The sequence below is a fragment of the Marinobacter sp. UBA2498 genome (assembly GCF_002341575.1).
Classification (GTDB): Bacteria; Pseudomonadota; Gammaproteobacteria; order Pseudomonadales; family Oleiphilaceae; genus Marinobacter; species Marinobacter manganoxydans.
In genome coordinates this window covers 20,982-28,028 of the sequence record NZ_DDOI01000109.1, presented here as the reverse complement: position 1 = coordinate 28,028, position 7,047 = coordinate 20,982, and the positions used below count along the sequence as shown (strand labels likewise).

Sequence of the window (7,047 nt, the reverse complement as noted above, 5' to 3'; positions counted from 1 at the left end):
CCCGCCGTTTTTTTTACACCCTGGAAAACCCTTTCACGTCAAAATTTTGCAGCCCACCCCTCAATTGGTTTAACCTTCTTATCATACTAAAGGCGTACCCGATGTCGGTCGCCATTGAAAAGTCAGTGCAAGATCCACTTTTCCGGCGGTGCAAGGCAGTGCGAGCCGGAGCTAAATGGGGCAGTGCGTGAAACCATTCAATGATGGCTGTGCAGCCAACGACGAATTCCAGTCAGCGAACAGTGGTCTTCAACGGGGCGAGTTAATCAGGGACCTGCTCAGACAACGGGTTCATATTCCCCCGGTTCCGTCCGATTCAATGGTTCGGCCAAAGCTTGATACCAGGATTGCCGAAGCACTGACTTCCAGAGGTGTTCTTTTTCTGGAGGCGCCCTGTGGTTACGGCAAATCCCACGCTGTGGTCAGCGGCCTCGTCAGCGCTCAAATGGCTGCCGATCAAGTCCGCTGGATTACGCTGAACTCCCAGGATAATGCACCATCCCGCTTCCTGACCTTGCTTGCCATTGCCCTGGATCTGCCTGAAACCCCGGAGCAGGGGCTCCAGAGCGGCGCCACCTTCTCGGATACCCTTTCGATGATGCAGGTCGCTTTGGCGCGTGAGGGTTCCGGCCAGCCACGGGTCCTGGTGCTCGACAACCTCCAAAATCTCAGCAATCCCGCCGTAGTGGACCTGCTTCAACAGCTGGTGATGGAATTTCCGAGTGGTTCGTCCATCGTTCTTATCTCCCGTAAGGCGCTACCTTTCGAAACGCACAGCCTCGAGCTGGAAAACCGTTTCACCCGCATCGGGTCTGAAACGCTTGAGTTTTCCCGTTCAGAAACCTTCGAGTTTTTCCGGTCCGCCACGACGAAGAGCGAACTCACCAGCGTTGCTGTCGATAACCTCTACTATATGACCGAGGGCTGGGCGACGCCGTTGGCGCTGTATCGTCGGGAGGTTGCTCAGAATATCGAGCGCAAACCCATTCAGGAAACACCGAGCGTTGAAAGGTTTTTGAAGGAGTCGGTGCTTGGCAATCTGACCCCGGGGCAGATGCGGTCCATGCGGGGTATTGCAGAACTTGAACTGTGCTCCGATGAACTGTTCCTGGCGCTTGAGCGACTCCTGCCTGAAGCTGGCTTTGTTCCCTCTCAGGCTGCCGAGCGGGGGCTGCCCCTGAAGCCGATGCCGGGCCGTGGTCGCTGGTTCCGTGTAAACCCGTTGTTGCAGGAATGGCTGAAGTCGCCCGTAATGGCCGGTTATTCGGAGCGGATGCTGCAGGCGAGCCGATGGTTTGGCGTGCGCGACCAGTTCCCGGAAGCATTGAAATACGCGCTACTGTCTGGAGATGCCGAGGAAGTCATCCGCATAGCCGCTGAGGGATCAGAGGCTTTGCTGTTGGGTCAGGATACCGCATCGCTCCTGCGCCTTCGAAAGAGTCTGCCGGCCCAGCTCCTGGAACGAAGCGTGCGTCTCAGAATTGTCTATAGCTGGGTTCATGCAATTAGCGGCCAGTTCCGCCAGGCTCGAGCGCTGATTGATGGTCTGGCTGTGACCGACCGACAGGAGCAGGCTGCACGGATTCGTGCCTTGAAAGCGTTTATCCTGCGGGGCGAGGGCAGTGTTGGGCCGGCTTTGGACATGGCTGATGAGGCCCTGGCTGACGGGGAACTCAGTACTCAGGGCCAGCTTGTCACGCAGATGGTCCGTTCCAGTGCATTGTGCGCCGCGGGTCGATTCCCGGAGGCCCGGGAAGCAAACCGGGCTGCGTCGAGACTGGCAAGAGAAGCGGGCGATTCCGGTTCGGAAGCACTGGCGGTTTATGCCCATGCCCGGATCGAACTGGGCAAAGGCGCCCTGAAACATGCAGAGCAATTGTTGCGCACCGGTCTCGATACCGCCATGCAGGAGCTCTCGCGTCCTGCCCGGATTGGTGAAACCCGCCTGCAACTGAATCTGGTGCTTGTGCTTTGGCATCAGGGCCGTGAAGCGGAAGCAGATCGCCTGTTGGTCACCTGTGGGCGACATGCTGAACAGACCAGGGATCTTGGACTGCTGCTGGCGATGACCATTCGTGTCTTGATGTGTCGGGCCCAGGGGCGATTGGAGGATGCGTTTGTCTGGATTGGTCGGGCCGAGCGTACCATGCATTCCTGGCAAGTCGACGAATCCCTGTTCGTACCTGTTCTCGAGGCCCTGAAAGCCAACTGCTGGTTGTCGCAGAATCAGATCGACAGTGCCGATCAGGCGGTTCGAAAGCTTGCTCCTTACCGGGAAGCGGGCTGCGTACCGGAGCTTTTCCCCATGATGCCGGGCTTGCTGGACTGCCTTCAGGTTCGGGTCGACCTGGCCCGCGGTGATCTGATAAAAGCCCGGGAAACACTCCAGGGTATCCGTGAACGATATGAGGGAGCCATTCCATGGGGCGTAGAGCTCCACATGCGCTTGCTTGAGGCTGTGATCGTTCTGGATGAAAAGGGACCGGTGGTTGCCCTGAAGATTCTGTCTACTGTCGTCAATGAGGCTGCTGCAGAGCACTTCATCAGTCCGTTCCGGGAGCTCAGGAACGAATTGCAGGAGCTAATGACGAAGGGCTTTGGTCAGCTTCCCGAGAGTGCGTTTAAAGAGGCGCTGGGCGAGGTGTTCGAGCTGCGTGAGGTCGCTGGTACCCTGGACACCCTGGCAGAACCCATCAGTGAGCGGGAGCAGGGCGTGCTTGAGCTGATTGCAAAAGGGCTTTCAAACCAGGAAATAGCTGACAAGCTGCATATTTCCCTGCACACGGTGAAAACCCACGCGCGTCGAATCAATGCCAAGCTGGAAGTGAAATCCCGAACCCAGGCTATTGTCCGGGCCCGGGAGCTTGGGCTGCTTTAAGCTCATCGATTCGCGCATCTTTTTCGGCCCAAATCTCACCCACCCAGCGCTGGAACGCAATCCGGGTCTCCCGGTTGTTTTCGTAATCCATTCCCAGAAACTCGCCTGAAATTTCCCGCGTCCGCACGTCAATAGTAATCCTTCGGATTCGCCCGCAAAGGTAATCCCAAAAGCCGGCCCTGCCGTCGGGATACACGATCGTGACATCCAGCATGGTGTGAATCATGTCGCCCATCGCGCCCAGTACAAAAGCCGTTCCGCCTGCTCTTGGTTTCAACAGGTGCTTGTAGGGTGAGTTCTGGCGATCATGCTTCTCGGGTGTAAACCGGGTGCCCTCCATGAAGTTGAAGATGGTCACCGGCGTGTAGCGAAACTTCTCGCAGGCAGCCTGGGTGGCCTCCACATCCTTCCCCTTCAGCTCCGGGCGTTTGGCGATCTGCTCTTTGGTATGGCGGTGCATAAAGGGAAAATCCAGCGCCCACCAGGCAACCCCGAGTAATGGCACCCAGATCAGTTGTCGCTTCAGGAAGAACTTCAGCAGGGGGATCCGGCTGTTCAGCACATACTGAATGGCGGGAATGTCGGCCCAGCTCTGATGGTTGCAGGTGACAAAATACCAGTGCTTCCGGCTGAGATTTTCCACGCCCCGCACATCCCAGTCGACCTTGTGCAGAAGATCCATCAGAAGATTGTTGAAGCCAATCCAGAGCCACGCGATGGTGTTGAGGATCACCGTGCAGCCCTTGCGTACGGCGGTAATGGGCAGAACGAGTTTAAGCAGGGCGACTGCGAGAAGAAACGGAATCAGCACCAACGTATTACACAGGATGAGAAGGGCCGCCAAAGTCCCCTTCAGCGGCGCGGGAAGAAAATCGAGCATGGGGTGGAGTCTCTAACCTTCAGCCGGGTTGGTTTTCAGTGATGATTGGCGGGGTAGCAAACCGGTTTCCGCTTCGGTAGAAGCCAGCTGTTCGAGGCTGCCGGGTTCGAGGTTTCTAACCACGCTGCGGAAATCGTCGTCGTAAAACTCCAGGTTGTTGTAGTGAATCATTGCCCGGATCTCTTCAATGTATTCTTCTCCGCGCTCGGAGTAGCCAAGCAGACCCTCTGCAAGCTCCAGGCCTGAGAGAGGGGCATTATCACGGCGGTCTTCGAGCCGGACGTCTCGCAACAACTGATAGGTCGGGTGGCGATTCAGGTTCTGTATGTACGCACGAACCGACCGATAGGGTGAGGAGAACTTGGCCACCTCATGGCTCGCGCCCTCTGCCCGGCCGCGGGGAACAAGCCCGCAACCTTTTGAAAAGCACCACTGCCCAAAAAGGTTATTACCTTTCGTGGCAAATCGGGAGGTGCCCCAGGCGGATTCATTGGCGGCCTGTGCCAGGATCAGAGACGGAGGAATCACATCGAGGCGCATGCGTAGCAGGGCAAACTGCTCGTCGCTGCCGGGCTCGGCATCTACCCTTAATCGCTCAGACTGTTGGGCCAGCCAATCATACTCTTTGCTGGTCAATGTCTCTTTCGCAGCGAGGCTATCCAGGTAGTCGCGCTCAATCAGAATCCGGGAGTTGGCCAGAACAATCCGTGGGTAAAGAAACGAGAAGAACGCGGCCTTTTTCTCCGTGGTGTCCTGATACTGAGAAAAATCCGGCAAGTCGTCGTTGGCCCAACTTGGGAGCGGGGGCAGAGAAGACAGTGCGGGTTCGGAGCCTGTGTTATCGGAGTTGATCCGGTCAATACTGGCCTGTGGCGTATAAAAGCCACCGCCGATCGCAAATGCAATCAGGGGGAGCATCAGTATGATGGCCCGTTTACCCGCAGACATAAAACCTCTCGTTTCAATCGATATAGCAATGATTATAACAGGTTATACGAGAGCGTTTGCCAGTTGGGTTTTGTCGGATGCCACTGCCGTCAGGGCAGTCGTGTTGCAACAAGCAAACCGATCTGTTCCTCACCACCCCATGTGGATCGGAAACGCAAATAGAACTGGTCCTGACTGGCGGTGTGAAAACCCTCAAGCACAAGGTTGCCTGAGGTGAACTCTACCCTCCCGTCGCCCAGTTGGCTGAGCGCCAGGTCGATGTCCGCCAGGCTCTCCAGCGCAGGTTTTGTCACGGTCTCGTCATCAACGGAATGGGTGCTGGTCAGCGAAGTCGGCGAGAGTGTTGCCGAGCTTGAGGATTCGATGGTCAGCAGGGCATTGTCAAAATGTCGGAGGCGGTTCGTCTGCGATGTCAGGGCCAGGGCCACGCCCTGAAGCCTGAACTGTCCCGAAGCCGGTGCGGTGTTCGCGGTTTGTTCCGCGGCAATCAGGATACCGTCGCCCAAGGGACTATCGTCCAGGTTGAATGCCATCAGGGTGCCATCCGGGGTGCTGGCACCGACACCAATATCTGGCTGCTGGAAATCACCGGAAGCGGTGGTGATGTCAAGGTTCAGTCGTCCGATATCCACATCCCCGTTGCTGAGCCGCGAGGTTCGGTTGCTCAGGGTCCAGGATTCTGCTCGGGTACCGCTGGAGTCCGTCGAGACAGTGCCTGAACTGTCTCGTTGTAATGACGTAAAGCTCTGGGATTGGTTAACTGTACCGCCAGAAATCTGCCATTGGCCAACGCCTGTTTCGATGGTGAGAGGCGTTGTCTCGTCGCTGAATCGGGTTCCAAGATACAGCATGTTGTAGTCGCGGCCATTCAGACTGTCGGCGTCGAATCCCTCCTTTCTGAGGAGGTTGACCTCAAGAACTGACAGATACTGATCCTCCAGAGTACCCAGCCGCCGCAACTGGTCGCCGTCTGCTTCCAGCTCGATCGCTTTGCCAGCGCTGAAATAGCCGCTGATCACCCGGTCGGGCCCAGTGGTTTCATCCTCAGGCGCGCTTGTGAAGGCGTCCAGATAGTAGGGATTGCGAGTCCAGCCAATAATTTTCGAGCTGCCCCGGCCGGTAATGCTCTGATACAGGGCCCGGCCTGCCAGCAGGCGGGTGTCTTCCAACAGCGTGGCTGCTCCGGGGGATGAAGAATGAGTGTTCCGTTCCCAGTATTCAGAGCCCCGCACGAAGAAGTCGTTTCCCGCCTGGTGAATCAGAGCCTCGCGATCGTATGGAATATCGTTGGCCAGAGAGGTCACTCGGATGTTGAAGGCATCAAAGCTGGTCAGGGTGAGAGCCGGATAGACATAGCCGGTGCCATTATCATCGGTCAGCACCTCTTCCTGGGCCGTTCGAACACCCCATTGTCCGGACCCGCTCAGGGTAGACTCGAGAAAGGTCTGCCCCAACTCGATGCCCAGGAATACCGAATTATAGTCTGCGGAACTGGCGCTTATCTTTCCCGAGGACGTCTCATCGAGCACCGCGTAGTCGGCCATTGCGCTCACGTAACGGGCAAAGTCTCCCCGATCTTCGAGAATATCCAGGGCACCGCCGAGGCCAACATTGGAAGGAATCTCAATTTCAAAGTCGTGCACCTGGTCGGCCAGGGTAGACCACACATACTTGTTCAGGCACGGCTCGCCGCCCTCATCGGCAACGCAATCCATAATGGTCTGGAACTCGCCGGCGGTGTAGCTGCTGAGCGTATTGCGCACCAGGTACTCGGAGAAGGGATTCACCTTCACATCCCGGTCAGCATCGGCGGCCAGGGCTCGCATTCGGGTGTTGCCATAACTGGCATCGATAATCACATCCGGTCCAAGGGGCAGGCCTTCTGTGAATTCGATAATGGTGAAACCTTCGCTGTCGGTGCGGCTGGAAATGGGAGGCTCGCCCAGGTTCTGCAAGGCCGGGTTGGTGTAGTAAACACTCACCCTGTCCGGTTGCACGATTCTCAGGTTGCGGCGGGTAGGCTCGCCGTCGCTGGTGACACCACCCGGTACTTCCATGGTTACCCGGACTTCATTGCTGGCCAGGCCGCCTGTGTTCGAGGAATCGCCGGTGCTGCCGGAACTGAAATCATCGACCGGGTTCTTGTTTCCCGCGAAGTCATTGGGCTGTCCGGCTGCGCCGGCAATGGCATCTTCGCCACTTCCGCATCCCGCGGTGAGCACCAGAGTCGAGGAGAGGAGTAAACCGAGTGTGAATCGCATGCCTGGCTATCCGTGCAGAAAATACAGGCAGACAGTCTAACAGTCGGATTCTCGGGAAAGCGTGAGGAAAAGCACGAAAG

Annotated in this window: 4 protein-coding genes; 1 reads left to right on the top strand and 3 read right to left on the bottom strand. The window is 57.2% G+C overall.

Features of this window, described 5'->3' with window-relative positions:
* Positions 1–175: 175 nt before the first annotated feature.
* Entirely contained in the window at positions 176–2,878 is a 2,703-nt protein-coding gene (locus tag B2W52_RS15365; RefSeq protein ID WP_339622438.1) for a LuxR C-terminal-related transcriptional regulator, read from the top strand.
* Here B2W52_RS15365 and B2W52_RS15360 read toward each other — a convergent pair.
* The 3 genes from B2W52_RS15360 to B2W52_RS15350 all read right to left on the bottom strand — a co-directional run bounded on the left by B2W52_RS15360 (position 2,844) and on the right by B2W52_RS15350 (position 6,967).
* Entirely contained in the window at positions 2,844–3,758 is a 915-nt protein-coding gene (locus B2W52_RS15360; RefSeq protein WP_273018055.1) for an acyltransferase, read from the bottom strand. The genes B2W52_RS15365 and B2W52_RS15360 overlap by 35 nt on opposite strands.
* A gap of 12 nt (positions 3,759–3,770) precedes the next feature.
* On the bottom strand, positions 3,771–4,706 hold the full coding sequence (locus tag B2W52_RS15355) for a glucosaminidase domain-containing protein (protein WP_273071666.1): 936 nt from the start codon (positions 4,704–4,706) through the stop codon (positions 3,771–3,773).
* Between the two features lie 89 nt (positions 4,707–4,795).
* A complete protein-coding gene (locus tag B2W52_RS15350; RefSeq protein WP_273071667.1) occupies positions 4,796–6,967 on the bottom strand; it encodes a hypothetical protein in 2,172 nt (723 codons plus the stop codon).
* Positions 6,968–7,047: the final 80 nt, after the last annotated feature.

Coding starts and splice junctions, on each gene's coding strand:
- B2W52_RS15360 (WP_273018055.1), bottom strand. CDS start 3,758: ATGCTCGATTTTCTTCCCGCGCCGCTGAAGGGGACTTTGGCGGCCCTT.
- B2W52_RS15350 (WP_273071667.1), bottom strand. CDS start 6,967: ATGCGATTCACACTCGGTTTACTCCTCTCCTCGACTCTGGTGCTCACC.
- B2W52_RS15365 (WP_339622438.1), top strand. CDS start 176: ATGGGGCAGTGCGTGAAACCATTCAATGATGGCTGTGCAGCCAACGAC.
- B2W52_RS15355 (WP_273071666.1), bottom strand. CDS start 4,706: ATGTCTGCGGGTAAACGGGCCATCATACTGATGCTCCCCCTGATTGCA.